11 protein-coding genes and 1 pseudogene are annotated in these 12,651 nt (G+C 76.3%); 7 read left to right on the top strand and 5 right to left on the bottom strand.

The window, feature by feature from the left end; all coding sequences use genetic code 11:
• Window positions 1-39: 39 nt before the first annotated feature.
• A complete protein-coding gene (locus ACI79B_RS12205) occupies window positions 40-1,626 on the bottom strand; it encodes an LCP family protein (protein WP_456927844.1) in 1,587 nt (528 codons plus the stop codon).
• 125 nt (window positions 1,627-1,751) lie between these two features.
• Here ACI79B_RS12205 and ACI79B_RS12200 point away from each other — a divergent pair, with 125 nt between their 5' ends.
• From ACI79B_RS12200 to ACI79B_RS12185, 4 genes are all read left to right on the top strand, one after another.
• Window positions 1,752-3,110, top strand: coding sequence for an MFS transporter (locus tag ACI79B_RS12200; RefSeq protein WP_456927843.1), 1,359 nt, complete (start codon window positions 1,752-1,754; stop codon window positions 3,108-3,110).
• A gap of 36 nt (window positions 3,111-3,146) precedes the next feature.
• Complete coding sequence (locus ACI79B_RS12195) at window positions 3,147-4,289, top strand: thiolase family protein (protein WP_456927842.1); 1,143 nt, start codon at window positions 3,147-3,149, stop codon at window positions 4,287-4,289.
• A gap of 68 nt (window positions 4,290-4,357) precedes the next feature.
• Window positions 4,358-5,167, top strand: coding sequence for an acyl-CoA thioesterase (locus ACI79B_RS12190; RefSeq protein ID WP_456927841.1), 810 nt, complete (start codon window positions 4,358-4,360; stop codon window positions 5,165-5,167).
• Between the two features lie 91 nt (window positions 5,168-5,258).
• Window positions 5,259-5,858: a YceI family protein gene (locus ACI79B_RS12185; protein ID WP_456927840.1), complete on the top strand. Its 600-nt coding sequence runs from the start codon at window positions 5,259-5,261 to the stop codon at window positions 5,856-5,858.
• Between the two features lie 155 nt (window positions 5,859-6,013).
• On the opposite strand, the gene ACI79B_RS12180 is transcribed toward ACI79B_RS12185, so the two are convergent.
• Together ACI79B_RS12180 and ACI79B_RS12175 are read right to left on the bottom strand one after the other, a co-directional pair.
• Window positions 6,014-6,562 carry a dihydrofolate reductase family protein gene (locus ACI79B_RS12180; protein ID WP_456927839.1) on the bottom strand — a complete coding sequence of 183 codons (549 nt, stop codon included), beginning with the start codon at window positions 6,560-6,562 and terminating at the stop codon, window positions 6,014-6,016.
• Window positions 6,559-7,482: a helix-turn-helix domain-containing protein gene (locus ACI79B_RS12175; RefSeq protein WP_456927837.1), complete on the bottom strand. Its 924-nt coding sequence runs from the start codon at window positions 7,480-7,482 to the stop codon at window positions 6,559-6,561. Before ACI79B_RS12175 ends, ACI79B_RS12180 begins: the two co-directional genes overlap by 4 nt.
• Before the next feature lie 186 nt (window positions 7,483-7,668).
• Here ACI79B_RS12175 and ACI79B_RS12170 point away from each other — a divergent pair, with 186 nt between their 5' ends.
• On the top strand, window positions 7,669-9,180 hold the full coding sequence (locus ACI79B_RS12170; protein ID WP_456927836.1) for an MFS transporter: 1,512 nt from the start codon (window positions 7,669-7,671) through the stop codon (window positions 9,178-9,180).
• A 17-nt stretch (window positions 9,181-9,197) separates the two neighbouring features.
• Window positions 9,198-10,070, top strand: a complete 873-nt coding sequence (locus tag ACI79B_RS12165) for an NAD(P)-dependent oxidoreductase (protein WP_456927835.1) — start codon at window positions 9,198-9,200, stop codon at window positions 10,068-10,070.
• On the opposite strand, the gene ACI79B_RS12160 is transcribed toward ACI79B_RS12165, so the two are convergent.
• Window positions 10,048-10,575 (bottom strand): endonuclease V, encoded by a 528-nt coding sequence (locus ACI79B_RS12160; RefSeq protein ID WP_456927834.1) that lies wholly within the window; start codon window positions 10,573-10,575, stop codon window positions 10,048-10,050. The two genes, ACI79B_RS12165 and ACI79B_RS12160, sit on opposite strands and share 23 nt — an antisense overlap.
• A gap of 110 nt (window positions 10,576-10,685) precedes the next feature.
• Window positions 10,686-12,134: a cation:dicarboxylate symporter family transporter gene (locus tag ACI79B_RS12155; protein ID WP_456927833.1), complete on the bottom strand. Its 1,449-nt coding sequence runs from the start codon at window positions 12,132-12,134 to the stop codon at window positions 10,686-10,688.
• Between ACI79B_RS12155 and ACI79B_RS12150 the strand changes: the two are divergent.
• Window positions 12,040-12,567: pseudogene (locus ACI79B_RS12150) on the top strand (pyridoxamine 5'-phosphate oxidase family protein); the annotation flags it as partial. The gene ACI79B_RS12155 and the pseudogene ACI79B_RS12150 overlap by 95 nt on opposite strands.
• Between the last annotated feature and the right edge of the window lie 84 nt (window positions 12,568-12,651).

The raw sequence follows: 12,651 nt of genomic DNA, 5'->3' as shown, positions 1-12,651 counted from the left end.
GTCGGGCGTGGCGGCAGGCGGCATCCGCGGGCCGGGGTCCTAGTTGATGCAGCCGGTGTCGGCCGCCGTCCGGGGCTCCTCGGTGGGCGCGGCGGTGTCGCCGGTGTCCGCGGGCGGGGTGGTGGCCTGGCCGATGCCGGTGAAGTCCGCGCCCAGGATCAGCTGGACGGTGCCGGACGCGGCGTCGTCGGCGACCTCGGTGACCGCTCCGGGAACCTGCGCGGCGAGCGTGGCGGCCAGCGCCTCGTCGCCGGCGGCGTGCCGGATCGTCGTCGTCCCGTAGTCGGTGCTGTCGGCGTTGCCGGTGCTGACCACCGGGAAGCCCGCGGCCTCCAGGTCGGCCGTGGCCTCCGCGGCGATCCCCGGGACGCCGGAGCCGTTGTAGACCGCGACCGGGACCTCCGACGGGTCGACCGTCGCCGGCGGCGCCGGGGCCTCCGGTGCGGGCGCCTCGGGCTCGGCGGACAGGCCCGCGAAGAACGCGCGCAGCGTGCCCTCGTCCGCCAGCTCCACGATCGAGGAGCCGGCCTCGTTCTCCGCGTTCGGGTCGGCGATGGGGATGGTCTGGAACCGGATGTCCCCGGCCGTCACCGACTGCATCTGCTGCGCGAGGTCGAGCAGGTCGAGGTCCTCGTCGATGGTCAGCGACTCCGACGCCGCCCGGATCAGCTCCCGCTGCTTGCCGAGGTCCAGCAGCACGTCCTGGGAGAGGATCTTGCGGAGCACCCCACCGATGAAGACCTGCTGGCGGACGATCCGGTCCAGGTCGCCGCGGGGGAGGGCGGGGGTGCCGTCCGGCCGGACGCCGTGCCGCTGGCGGACGAACCTCAGCGCGTCGGCGCCGGAGATCGTCTGCTTCCCCGCGGGGAACACCGCGCCGGAGTACCGCGAGTCGTCGACGGCGTGGCAGAGGTTGACCTCGACGCCGCCGACGACGCTGGTGAGCTCGAAGAAGCCGAGCAGGTCGACCTCGGCGTAGTGGTCGATCCGCAGCCCCGACAGCTGGTTGATCGTCCGGATCAGCAGCTGGGCACCGGCAGCCTGCTTCTCGCTCTCGGGCGCGGCGGCGTCGACCTCGGCGGCGCCGTAGGCGTAGGCGGCGTTGAGCTTGTCCGTCCCGTGCCCGGGGATCTCCACCCAGGAGTCCCGCGGGAAGGAGACGAACGACGCTCCCGACCCGTCGGCCGGGACGTGCACCAGGATCATCGTGTCGGTGTTCGTGCCGGAGTCGACCCCGGCGTTGAGCTCGGCGAGCTGCTCGGGGGTGAGGTCGGCCCGGCTGTCGTTGCCGACCAGCAGCAGGTTCATCGCCTCGGGCATGCCGCCGGACTCGGCGTTGCCGTCGGCCGGGATGGCGTCGGTGCGGTTGACCGTCGAGTCGGCCAGCCGCCCCAGGTACCAGCCCCACCCGCTCCCGGCCAGCACGACGACCGACACGACGGCGGCGACGACGCGGGCCGCGACGGCGCCCCCGGAGGAGCGGCGGCGCGGCGCCGGGTTCCCGCGGCCGCCGGCCCGGGCGGCACCGGGGGAGCGGTCGCGGGACGGGCGACCGGCGCGCGGGTCGAGCCGTGGGGGGATCGGCCGGCCCGGGGGCCCGCCGTGCTCGGGACGGTCTCGGCTCACGCGGCGCAGGTTAGGGGCGTGCGGCGGTCCTGTGGGGCCCGCGACACGGGGCGACCCCGCTTCGCCCGGGACGGATCGGTGCTGACGCGTGCTTCATCGATGAAGAAGCGGGTATCCGCCCCGGCATGGCAGGTCCGGCAGTGGTCCCGACCCTGTGCGCGGTGCAGTTCGTCGACGTCCTCGGCACCACGCTGGTGGTCGCGGCGCTGCCCACGATGCTGGCCGACCTCGGCGCGCCGCCGTCGGCGGCCGCGCCGGTGGTGACCGTCTACGCCGTCCTGTTCGGGGCGCTGCTCATGCCGGCCGCGCGCCTGGGCGACCGGTTCGGCCACGCGCGCGTCCTGGGGACCGGGCTGGCCGGCTTCGGCGCGGCGTCGCTGCTGGCCGCGGTCGCTCCGTCGGCCGGCGTGCTGGTGGTGGCGCGCGGCGCCCTCGGGGCCGCGGCCGCGCTGTCCGTGCCGACCGCGCTGCGCCTGCTGACCGCCGCCGCGGTGGAGGGGAGCGCGCGGCGGCGGGCGCTGGCCGCCTGGAGCGCGACCGGCGCGGCCGCCGGCGCGAGCGGGCTGGTGCTCGGCGGCGTGCTCACCGACCTGGCCGGCTGGCGGGTGCTGTTCTGGGTGCAGGCGCCGCTGGCCGTCCTGCTCCTGGCGGCGGTGCGCCGAACGGCGCCGCCGACCCCGCGGCGGACCGGGGGAGCGCTCGACCTGGCCGGCGCCGCGGTGCTCACGGCCGCGGTGGCGGCCGTGGTGGCCGGCGCGTCGCTGCTCGAGGGGGACGCGCACCGGACCGCCGGCGTCGCGCTCCTGCTCGCCGGGCTCGCCGCCGCCGCGGGCCTGCCGGCGGTCGAGCGGCGCTCGCCGGACCCCCTCCTGCCGCGGCCCGCAGTCGGGCACCCCCGCCTGCGCCGCGGTGTGCTCGCCTCGGCGGCCAACACCGCGACCACCAGCTCGGCGGTCACCGTCGCGACGCTGCACCTGCAGGACGCCGGCGGCCTCGGCGCGACCGCCGCGGGGCTGGCGCTGGTGCCGTTCAGCCTGTGCGTCGTCGCCGGGGCGGGCCTGGCCGCGCGGGTGCTGCGGCGGAGCTCGGCGCGGGTCACCGCCGCGGCCGGGCTGGCCGTCATCGCCGTCGGCGACGCGGCGCTGCTCGGCGCGGACCTGGGCACGGGGGTGGTGTCGGCCGCGGTCGCCGTCGCGGGGCTGGGCATCGGGCTGTCCTCGGTCGCCGCGACGTCGCTGGGGACCGACGTCGGCCCGGAGCTGCAGGGGACGGCGGCCGGCGCGGTGAACACCGCCGCGCAGCTCGGCACCGCCCTCGGGGTGGCCGCCGTGCTGCTCGTCGTCCGGGCCACCGAGGGGACGGGCCTGCCGCTGGCCGGCAGCGGCCTCGGCTGGGCCACCGCGGCGCTGCTCGCGGCCCTCGCGGCGGGACTCCTGACCCGCCGCCCGGCCCGGACCGCGGAGCCGGCCAGGAGTGCGGGTTAGTGTGCCGGGCACCACACCAGGTCGGAGGGAGCAGACATGCGTGACGCGGTGATCGTCGAGGCGGTGCGCACGCCCGTGGGCAAGCGCAACGGCGGGCTGTCCGGGGTGCACCCGGTCGACCTGTCCGCGCACGTCCTCACGTCGCTGGCCGAGCGGGCCGGCATCGACCCCGCCGAGATCGAGGACGTCATCTGGGGCTGCGTCTCCCAGGTCGGCGAGCAGACCTTCGACATCGCCCGGACGGCGGCGCTGGCCGCGGGCTGGCCGGAGACGGTCACCGGCGTGACCGTCGACCGGCAGTGCGGGTCCTCGCAGCAGTCGGTGCACTTCGCGGCCGCGGGCCTGGTCTCGGGCCAGTACGACGTCGTCGTGGCCGGCGGCGTGGAGTCGATGTCGCGGGTGCCGATGGGCAGCGCGCGGCAGGACGCCAACCCGTTCGGGACGCGGTTCTTCGAGCGCTACGGCGGCGCGAAGATCAACCAGGGCCTGGGGGCGGAGACGATCGCCGAGCGGTGGGGCCTGTCGCGCCAGCGCTGTGACGAGTTCTCCGTCGCCTCCCACGAGAAGGCCGCCGCCGCCCGCGCCGAGGGCCGCTTCGACGCCCAGATCGCGCCGGTGACCACGCCCGACGGCACCGTCGTCAGCCAGGACGAGGGCATCCGCGAGTCGTCGGTGGAGAAGCTCGGCAGCCTGAAGACGGCGTTCACGGAGGACGGCGTCATCACCGCCGGCAACTCCTCGCAGATCTCCGACGGCTCGGCGGCGCTGCTCATGACGACGTCGGAGAAGGCCGCCGAGCTCGGCCTGCGCCCGATCGCCCGCGTGCACACCGCGGTGCTGGCCGGCGCCGACCCGGTGGTCATGCTCACCGCGCCGATCCCGGCCACGCAGAAGGCGCTGGCGAAGTCGGGGCTGTCGATCGACGAGATCGGGGTCTTCGAGGTCAACGAGGCCTTCGCGCCGGTGCCGCTGGCGTGGCTCGCGGACCTCGGCGCCGACGAGAAGTCGCTCAACCCCAACGGCGGCGCCATCGCCCTCGGCCACCCGCTCGGCGGCTCGGGCGCGCGGATCATGACGACGCTCGTGCACCACATGCGGGACAACGGCATCCGCTACGGCCTGCAGACGATGTGCGAGGGCGGCGGCCAGGCCAACGCCACCATCCTCGAGCTGCTGTAGAGACGCCCCGCCCCGCGGACCCGGGGTCGCCTCCGACGGCGGCCCCGGGTCCGTTTACGTTCCGGAGCGTGACAGCGACCGCGGGAGACCCGACCCTGCTCGACGTCCTGACGCTCGAGGAGGTCGACCGGGACCTCTACCGCAGCACGCTGGTGTTCACCGACCCGTTCCCGCTCTACGGCGGGCAGGTCGCGGCGCAGGCGCTGCTCGCCGCCGGCCGCACGGTGGCGCCCGACCGGCTGCCGCACTCGCTGCACGGCTACTTCCTCCGCAGCGGCGACGCCGCCCGGCCGACCGTGTTCCGCGTCGACCGCGACCGCGACGGCGGGTCGTTCTCCGCGCGCCGGGTGGTCGCGGTGCAGGGCGGCGAGGTGGTGCTGTCGATGTCGGCGTCGTTCCAGGCGCCCACCGCCGGGCCCGACGTCCAGGTGGCCGCGGCGCCGGCGGCCGAGGACCCCACGGAGTGCGAGCCGTTCGCGCTGCCCCGGCTGTTCACCATGGACGGCCGCCGTCCCTCCCAGCCGCACCCGGCCGCCTCCTGGCCGACCCGGTTCTGGTCGCGGTCCACCGTCGCGCTGGCCGACGACCCGCTGGTGCACGCCTGCGCGCTCACCTACCTGTCCGACATCGGCACCGGGCTGTCGGCGCTGCCCGAGGACGAGGCGGCGCCCGGCCCGACGCTGGACCACGCGGTGTGGTTCCACCGGACGGCCCGGCTCGACGACTGGGTGCTCATGGACCTGGTCCCGCACACGGTCTCCGGCGGGCGCGGCTGGTACACCGGCTCGGTGACCACCCGCGACGGCGTCCTCGCCGCGAGCCTGACCCAGGAGACGCTGTTCCGGCCGGGCCGCAACCCGTTCCGCCCGGGTCGCTGACGCCGTCCGCGGGCCGTTCCCGGAGCCCGGCGGTGGCAGCGTCGGCAGGATCGGCGAGGATGGTGTGTCAGCGAGGGGGAAGGACGGACACGTGGCGAAGCACCGGGCAGCAGAGAGCGACCCCACCGACTTCGACGCGGCGACGGCCGCGCTGGCCGATGTCACGGGCGACTACACCATCGACGTGGCGCACACCCGGATCGGGATCCGGGCGCGTCATGCGATGGTGACGACCGTCCGCGGGTCGTTCGCCGACTTCGCGGGCGAGGCGCACCTCGACACGCAGAAGCCCGGGGCCAGCAGCGTGTCGATCCGGATCAGGACGGCCAGCATCGACACCGGCCAGGCCGACCGGGACGCGCACCTGCGCTCGCCGGACTTCCTCGACGTCGAGCGGTTCCCGGAGATGGTGTTCACCTCGACCGACGTCGAGCAGGTCGACGACGACGCCTACCAGGTGACCGGCGACCTCACCATCCGCGACGTCACCCGGCCGGTCACCATCGAGTTCGCGATGACCGGCTCGGCGAAGGACCCGTTCGGCAACACCCGGGTCGGCTTCGAGGGCGCGCTGGCGATCAAGCGCAGCGAGTGGGGTCTGACCTGGAACACGGCGCTGGAGACGGGCGGGTGGCTCGTCAGCGACCGCATCCAGGTCGAGTTCGACGTCTCGGTGATCCGCACCGCCTGACCGGCCGTCGATCCGGCGACCTGTCGCCACGTCGCCGGATCGGCACGGAGGCATGTCGCCGCGTCGAGGTGTCGACACGGGATCGTGGTCCCGGTCGGAGCGGCACACCGCGGCGGCCCGTTCCGCCCCTCGGACGGGCCGCCCGGGTCCACGGCTCAGCCGGGGCGGACGACGTCGTACCGCACGACGGCGAACTCGCCGTTCTGCGCGACCTCCCGGGTGACCAGCTCGACGTGCGCCGGCAGCAGCGGCATCCCGGCGCCCAGGGTGACCGGCGCGATCGAGACGACGACCTCGTCCAGCAGCCCAGCGCCGGCGAACTGCGCGGCCACCGGGCCGCCGCCGACCACCCACACGTCGAGGTCGCCGGCCGCGGCGGTCATCTCCGCGTGCAGCGCGCGCAGCTCGTCAGGGGTGTCCGCGGCGGTGAAGCGGATGTCCGCGCCCTCGTACGGCGTCAGCCGCCGGTGGGTGAGCACCCACGCGGGCTGGTCGTAGCTCCACGCGTCCGGGCCGCCGTGCTCGCGCACCCACTCGTACGTGGAGGCGCCCATGACCAGCGAGCCGACGGTCTTCTCGAACGCCTTGTAGCCCATCGCCCCCTCGTGGTCGGCCTCCCGGGTGAGCAGCCAGTCCAGCGAGTGGCCGGGGCCGGCGATGAAGCCGTCGAGGGTCGTGGCGGTGTAGTAGACGGTGCGGGTCATCGGTCCCTCCGGGAGAGCCACTCGATGGGGTCGCCGGCGTCGACCGCGACGCCGGCGTCGCGCAGCCAGTGCCGCGCGAGCAGCCGGCGGTGCGCGGAGAAGGTGAGGACGTGCGCGACGACGCTGCCGAGGACGAAGCTCTCCGGCGGCTCGCACAGCGCGTCGACCAGCCGGTCGCCCCAGGCGCCGCGGCGGGCGATCTCGCGGACGGCGGCCAGCCAGCGCGGCGCGACGGCGTCGTGCCGGTCGATGAGCGCGGCCGGGTCGCCGGCGCCGCGCACGGGGTGCTCCCCGCCCTCGATCGAGGCCACCCAGACCTCCAGCGACCAGACCAGGGTGTCGAGGACGGCGGCGAGCGTCTCCTCGGCGCCGTCCCAGGCGAGGACCGTCAGGCCCGGCGCCCGCACCCGCCGGTACTCCTCGTCGGGCAGGCCCTTGGCCAGCTCGAGCAGGGCGCGGGTGTCCTCGACGCCGTGGTGGACGAGCAGCGCGGTGACCTCGTCGCCGCCGCGGCGCGCGGGCTCGTCGGCCACCCACAGCGACGCCGGCGGGTGGAAGTGGATGCCGTTGGGCGCGGGCAGCCAGTGCCCGTCACGCGCGGCGCTGCCCGCGTGGGCGGAGCCCGGGCTGCGGCCGTAGGCCCGCGCGAACGCCCGGCTGAACCCCTCGACCGACTCGTAGCCCGCGGCGAAGGCGGCGTCGGTGACGCTCGTGCCCTGCCGCAGCTGCCAGGCCGCGCGCTCGAGCACCACCCGGCGGCGCAGCGCGACCGGGGACTCCCCGGCGCCGCCGGACACCTGCCGGCTGAAGTGGAACGGCGAGGCGTACGCGTCGCCGGCCATGTCGGACAGCGTGCGGTTGTCCTCGTCGAGGACGGCGTCGAGCAGTTCGCGGAGGCGGTCGCGGCCGGGCGGGGTCACGCGTCGAGTCTGGCGAGCCGGGTGGCCGCGTGGCCCGACCGTTCTTGCGCCGTGCCCGCCGGCGGACACCGACCGCGCCCACCGGCACCCGCGGGTGTCGGTGGGGCACGACCGGGTAGGGCAGCACGGCGCGGCCGGCCGGACGGCGGCTGCGCCCCCGCTGCACCACCGGAAGAGGCCCTCCCCGTGCCGCCACGCGCATCCACCGACGCCCCGCCGCAGGCCCCGGCCGGGGACGAGGGGTACCGCCCGGACCCGAAGCGGTGGACCGCGCTGTCGGTGACGCTCGTCGTCGGCTTCATGAGCCTGCTCGACGTCAGCATCGTGTCGGTCGCGCTGCCCTCGCTGCAGTCCGACCTCGGGGCGACGCCCGCGACCGTGCAGTGGGTGGTGTCCGGGTACGCGCTGACCTTCGGGCTGATGCTGGTCCCCGCCGGCCGGCTGGGCGACGCGTTCGGCCGCCGGCGGCTGTTCCTGCTCGGGCTGGCCGGGTTCGTGCTCTCCAGCGCCGCGGCCGGGGCGGCACCGTCGGTGGGCTGGCTGGTCGCCGCCCGGCTGGTGCAGGGGTTGGCGGCCGGGTGCCTCGCGCCGCAGAACTCCGCGCTCATCCAGCAGCTGTTCCGCGGCGCCGAGCGCGGGCGGGCGTTCGGCCTGTTCGGCGCCACGGTCGGCATCTCCACCGCCGTGGGCCCGATCGTGGGCGGTGCCATCCTCGGCCTGGCCGACGGGCCCGGCGGCTGGCGGTGGCTGTTCTACGTCAACGTGCCGATCGGCGTCGCCGCGTTCGCGCTCGCCCTGCGGCTGCTGCCCCGCGGCGGCGGTGGCGGGCGCGGGCGGATCGACGTCGTCGGGGTGCTGCTGCTCGGCGCCGGGGCGCTGGCCGTGCTCTTCCCGCTGGTGCAGGCCGAGTCCGGCGGGCTGGCGCGGCTGTGGTGGCTCTTCCTGGTCGGGGCGGCGCTGCTCGCGGTGTTCGTGGCGTGGGAGCGGCGGGTGGTGGCCCGCGACGGGCAGCCGGTGTTCGACCCGCGGCTGGTCACGCAGACCCGCGGCTACGGCATCGGCGCGGCGCTGGGCACCGTCTACTTCGTCGGGTTCAGCGGCATCTGGCTGGTGTTCGCGCTGTTCTTCCAGACCGGGCTGGACTACACGCCGCTGCAGTCGGGGCTGGCGGTGACGCCGTTCGCGCTCGGGTCGGCGTCGGCGGCGGTCGTGGCTGGGCGGCTGGTGGAGCGGCACGGCCGGCGGCTGACGGTGTTCGGGCTGTCGGGCGTCATGGTCGGCCTGGCGGCGGCCGCGGTGGTCCTGCTGCTGGTCCCGCCGTCGGCGGCCGGGTGGGCGATCGCGCCGGCGCTGCTGGTGGGCGGCATCGGCGGCGGGTTCGTCATCTCGCCCAACATCACGATGACCCTGCGCGACGTGCCGGTGTCCATGGCCGGATCGGCCGGCGGGGGGCTGCAGACGGCCCAGCGCTTCGGCGCCGCCGTCGGCACCGCGGCGCTGCCCGGGCTCTTCTACCTCGTGCTGTCGGCGTCCGGGGACCACCCGACGGCGGCGGCGGCCGGGCTGGCCGTGTCCGTGCTCGGCGCCGGCGCCGCGCTGGTGCTGGCCGTGGTCGACCTGCGCCGCAGCCGCGCGGAGGAGGCCGAGCGGCACGGCCCCGACGGCGTGCACAGCCACGGCCACGCCGCGCACCACTGACCCCGAGGAGGACCCGCATGGCCGGACCGACGGTGGCGGTGCTCGGCACCGGGACGATGGGCGCGGGGATGGTCACCTCGCTGCGGCGTGCGGGGCTGCCCGTGCGGACGTGGAACCGGGACCCCGCCAAGGCGCGGGCGCTCACCGGCACGGGCGCGGAGGCGTTCGGCTCCCCGGCGGAGGCGGCCGACGGCGCCGACGTCGTCCTGACCGTGCTGCTCGACGCCGACGCGGTGCTCGACGTCGTCCGGCAGGCCGCCCCCGCCCCCGGGACGACGTGGCTGCAGTGCTCCACCGTCGGTGTCGAGGGCGCCGACCGCACCGTCGAGGCGGCGCGCGAGCTGGGCCTCGTGCTCGTCGACTGCCCGGTGCTCGGCACGAGGGAGCCGGCCGCGAAGGGCGCGCTGACCCTGCTGGCCAGCGGCCCGGAGGAGGCCCGCGAGCGGCTGGCGCCGGTGTTCGACGCGCTCGGCTCGAAGACCCTGTGGCTCGGCGAGGCCGGCGCCGGCAGCCGGCTCAAGCTCGCCTGCAACTCGTGGCTGTTCATGCTCACCGCCGGCACCGCGCAGGCGATCGCGCTGGCCCGCGCCCTCGGCCAGGACCCGCAGCGCTTCCTCGACGCGATCGAGGGCGGGCCGGTCGACTCCGCCTACGCCCACCTCAAGGGCGGGCTGATGCTGGCCGGCGACTACCCGCCGAGCTTCGGCCTGACCGGCGCGGCCAAGGACGCCCGGCTCATCCGCGCGGCGCTGCGGGCCGGCGGGGTCCCCGACCGGCTCACCGCCGCGGTGCTCGAGACGATGGAGGCCGCCGCCGGCCGGCTCGACGACCCGGGCGCGGTGGACATGGCCGCGGTCATCGAGGGCCTCACCCCGGCCGACCGCGGCTGAGCCGGGCCACCCGGCGGGCCGCGCGCAGCGGCTCCGGCGTGCGGACACCGGCCGTCGTCGCCAGGACGACGGCGGCCGCGGTCGCCGGGCCGGTGCGCCAGCCGGCGGAGGCCACCACCGGGCGTGCGCCGGGCACCACGCGCACCGCCCGCGCCACCTCCTCGCCGCCGAGCAGCAGCGGCGCGGTGTCCCCGCGCGCCGGCCCGGGCGGGTCGCCGCGTGCGGCCAGCGGCCGGTCGGTGACGCCGACGCTCGGGAGGTCCAGCACGGCGCCGAGGTGCAGCGCGAGCCCGGCCCGCCGCGGGTGGTCCCGTCCCGCCGCCGCGACCAGCAGGAGGTCCGGACGGCGGGGCAGCGCGGCCACCGCGGCGGCCAGCAGCGGCCCCTCCCGCAGCGCGAGCAGCGCCGGCGCGTAGGGGCCCGCCGCCGGGCCCCGCGCGACGGCGGCCGCGTCCCCCAGCACCGCGGCCGCGACCAGCCCTCCGGCGTCCTCGACCGCGGCCACCGCGCCGGCGAGCGGCCCGGCGGGCGGGGTCCACGGCGGCGGGCGCAGCGCGGCCAGCCGGTCCTGCTCGGCGGCCAGCGCCGCGGCGTCGCCCGGCCAGCCCGCCGCGGCTACCGCTTCGAGCTCTCGGCCAGCCGGCGCAGCCCGGCGTCGGCGTCCCGGCCGCCGGGGCCGGCGCTGGTGGCGTCGTCGGGCAGCTCGGTCCCGCCGTGCTCGTCGAGCATGCGGGCCTCGTCGAAGGGCGCCGCACCGGACAGCGCCGCCTCGAGCCGCTCGCGGTCCAGCTGCCGGGTCCAGGTGGCCACCAGCACGGTGGCGACCGCGTTGCCGGCGAAGTTGGTCAGCGCGCGGGCCTCGGACATGAACCGGTCGATGCCGACGATCAGCCCCACGCCGTCGAGCAGCTCGGGCCGGTGCGCCGACAGGCCGCCGGCGAGGGTCGCGAGCCCCGCGCCGGTGACCCCGGCGGCGCCCTTCGACGCGATGACCATGAAGGCCAGCAGGCCGATCTGCTCGCCGATCGACAGCGGGTCGCCGAGCGCCTCGGCGATGAACAGCGAGGCCATCGTGAGGTAGATGGCGGTGCCGTCGAGGTTGAACGAGTAGCCGGTCGGCACGACGATGCCGGCCACCGGCTGGCTGACCCCGGCGTGCTCCATCTTGGCGATCAGCCGCGGCAGCGCCGTCTCCGACGACGACGTCGACAGGATGAGCAGGAACTCCCGGCCCAGGTACCTGAGCAGCCGGAACACGTTGAGCCTCGCCACCAGCCGCAGGAGCAGCCCGAGGACGACGAAGACGAACACCGCACAGGTGGCGTAGAAGCCCAGCATGATCACGGCGAGGCTCTTCAGGGCGTCCACGCCGGTCTCGCCGACCACCGCCGCGATCGCGCCGAACGCGCCGACCGGGGCCAGCCACATGACCATCGCCAGGATCCGGAAGACCAGCTTCTGCAGGTGCCCGATGCCGCGCAGCAGCGGCTCCCCGGACGCGCCCATCGCCTGGATGGCGAACCCGACGAGCAGCGCGACCAGCAGCGCCTGCAGCACCGACCCGTCGGTGAGCGCGGAGACCAGCGTCGTCGGGATCAGGCCGAGCAGGAAGTCGACCGTGCCGCCGCTCTCCTCGGCGGTCTCGGCGAGCGCCGAACCGCGGCCCCGCAGCTCCTCGGACAGCGCCAGCCCGTCGCCGGGGTGCAGCAGGTTGCCGACGACCAGCCCGATCGCCAGCGCGACCGTGGACATCAGCAGGAAGTAGCCCAGCGCCAGGCCACCGATCCGGCCCACCGCGGCGGCCTTCCGGATCGCGCCGATGCCCAGCACGATCGTGCAGAAGATGACCGGCGCGATGAGCATCTTGATCAGCCCGACGAACGCCGTCCCCAGCCACTCCAGCGAGGTGGCGAAGCCGGGGAACACCAGCCCGACGACGATCCCGAGGACCACCGCCGCGATCACCGCGATGTACAGCCAGTGCGTGCGGTCACGCCGCTGTCGAGGGGTCGGGCGGTCGCCGTCGGACGGGGCGGCGCCCGGGTCCTTCGACAGGGAGGCCATGGCAGCTCCAGGGCGGGGAGGGGACGGCGGTCGCCCCACGGTGGGCTGCCGGGTCGGGGCCCGCAACACGGACGGCGTGCACCGGAACGGGTCGGGGTGGTCACCCACGGTGGCAGACACCCAGGACGGCCCCGCGCTCCACCCGGTCACCCGTGAGCTCGCGGAGGGCCCCAACGACGCGGCGATCAGCACGCTGCTGCCCAGCGGGCGCATCCAGACGCAGTACATCTGGGTCGGCACCGACGGGGAGCGGCTGTTCGCCAACACCGCGACCGGGCGGCGCGAGTTCGAGAACCTCCAGCGCGACGCCCGGGTGACGCTGGCCATCCGGGACGAGTCCGACCCCTACCGCTACGCCGAGGTGCGCGGCCGGGTGACCGACACGACCACCGGCCCCGTGGCGCGGGCGCAGATCGACGAGCTGTCGCAGGAGTACGACGGCCGGCCCTACCCGCCGGAGAACATCAGGACCGAGCGGTCACCGTCTGGATCGAGCCGGAGCGGCAGACGACGACGG

The organism is Geodermatophilus sp. SYSU D00879 (assembly GCF_054050375.1).
This window is presented reverse-complemented; position numbering and strand designations above follow the sequence as displayed.

Bases quoted from the DNA above. Each gene is read 5' to 3' on its own strand.
- ACI79B_RS12200 (WP_456927843.1), top strand. From the start codon at position 1,752: ATGGCAGGTCCGGCAGTGGTCCCGACCCTGTGCGCGGTGCAGTTCGTC.
- ACI79B_RS12195 (WP_456927842.1), top strand. From the start codon at position 3,147: ATGCGTGACGCGGTGATCGTCGAGGCGGTGCGCACGCCCGTGGGCAAG.
- ACI79B_RS12180 (WP_456927839.1), bottom strand. From the start codon at position 6,562: ATGACCCGCACCGTCTACTACACCGCCACGACCCTCGACGGCTTCATC.
- ACI79B_RS12165 (WP_456927835.1), top strand. From the start codon at position 9,198: ATGGCCGGACCGACGGTGGCGGTGCTCGGCACCGGGACGATGGGCGCG.
- ACI79B_RS12155 (WP_456927833.1), bottom strand. From the start codon at position 12,134: ATGGCCTCCCTGTCGAAGGACCCGGGCGCCGCCCCGTCCGACGGCGAC.